At 50.4% G+C, this 1,537-nt stretch carries 1 protein-coding gene; it reads left to right on the top strand.

The genetic code is table 11. From position 1 onward, the window contains the following. The first annotated feature begins 78 nt into the window (after window positions 1-78). On the top strand, window positions 79-1,470 hold the full coding sequence (locus AC2T28_RS24895) for an IS1182 family transposase (RefSeq protein ID WP_486751292.1): 1,392 nt from the start codon (window positions 79-81) through the stop codon (window positions 1,468-1,470). The last annotated feature ends 67 nt before the right edge of the window (window positions 1,471-1,537 follow it).

Below are 1,537 nucleotides of genomic sequence, written 5' to 3' on the forward strand. Positions count from 1 at the left end.
TATTCTGTTGAAAAACTCTTGTTGATTTAGGGATGTCTGACTGATTCAATTTCCTTATTGATATGAGAGGTTGGAGCGATGTTGGGGCCGAGGCAAGAAGCGCAAAGCGCGCTGTTTTATGACTTTTCGATTGAGGATCATATCCCGTCCGACCATGTCCTGCGGTCGATTGATGGCATCATTAATTTGACCGGCGTGCGCCAGCATTTGGCCAGGTTTTATAGCTCAACGGGGCGTCCTTCGATTGATCCTGAGCTGATGATGCGCATGTTGTTGGTTGGCTACATCATGGGCATTCGTTCTGAACGGCGCTTGTGTGATGAGGTTCATCTCAATCTGGCGTATCGTTGGTTTTGCAAGCTGGATTTGACAGATGCTATTCCGGATCATTCGACGTTTTCCAAGAACCGGCATGGTCGCTTCCGCGATAGTGATTTACTCCGGCATGTGTTTGAAACCGTTGTAGCGCAATGCATCGATGCTGGTCTCGCAAGCGGGCAGCGATACGCTGCGGACGCAAGCATCATTGCCGCCGATGCCAATCGCCAACAATCCACGCCAAAGGCTGATTGGAATCCTGAGGCAATCAATCCAGATGATGCACCGCGCGCGGTTCGCGAATATTTGGAAACACTTGATGATGCGGCGTTTGGGGCCGCCAGCCCCGTGGTTCCGAAGTTCATCTCACATGCAGATCCAGCATCGCAGTGGACGGGAGCACGTGGTGGGCCTGCATATTTTGCGTATTCCACGAACTATTTGATCGATACAGACAACGCAGTCATCCTTGATGTGGAACCTACGCGGTCTGTCCGCCAAGCTGAGGTGGATGCCGTCAAAACCATGATTGATCGTGTGAAAACGGTACATGACTTGAAGCCCGAGCGCCTGATTGCAGACACGGCGTATGGATCCGGCCCCATGTTGGATTGGCTTGTGGAGAAGCGTGGGATCGCACCGCATATTCCTGTCATTGATAAATCTGGCCGAAAGGACGGCACGTTTGAACGTGCTGTCTTCACATATGATGTCGGCAATGATCTTTACATTTGCCCCGGTGGCAAAGAGCTGAGAAAGCCGCTACGTGCATATAAAGCAGGAACAACTGGCGCAAACAAGGATGAGACTATTCGTTACCGAGCGCGTAAAGCCGACTGCGATATGTGCGATCTAAAAGAACGGTGTTGTCCCAAATCGCCACAGCGTAAAGTTACTCGATCCATCTATGAAGCTTCTCGTAATGTCGCACGTGCTTTATCGCAAACTCAGCAATATGCCATCTCATGCAAGCTGCGCAAAAAAGTCGAAATGTCATTCGCCCATCTAAAACGCATTCACGGCTTAGGTCGGCTCCGATTACGTGGACCATGTGGCGCTCATGACGAATTTATCCTCGTCGCAACCGCCCAAAACCTCAAAAAGTTAGCCAAACTAGCTCCAATCCCTGGTCAGGTCAGAACCGTCCCGTGAAATCGAGTTGGAAGCCATTCATCCTGTGATGTAGTGCCGCCAAAACCGTGAGTTTTTCAACAGAATA

Source organism: Parasedimentitalea nitratireducens (assembly GCF_057444295.1).

What these genes read in the sequence shown, in the direction of transcription:
- AC2T28_RS24895 (WP_486751292.1), top strand. Translation starts at nt 79, where the DNA reads ATGTTGGGGCCGAGGCAAGAAGCGCAAAGCGCGCTGTTTTATGACTTT.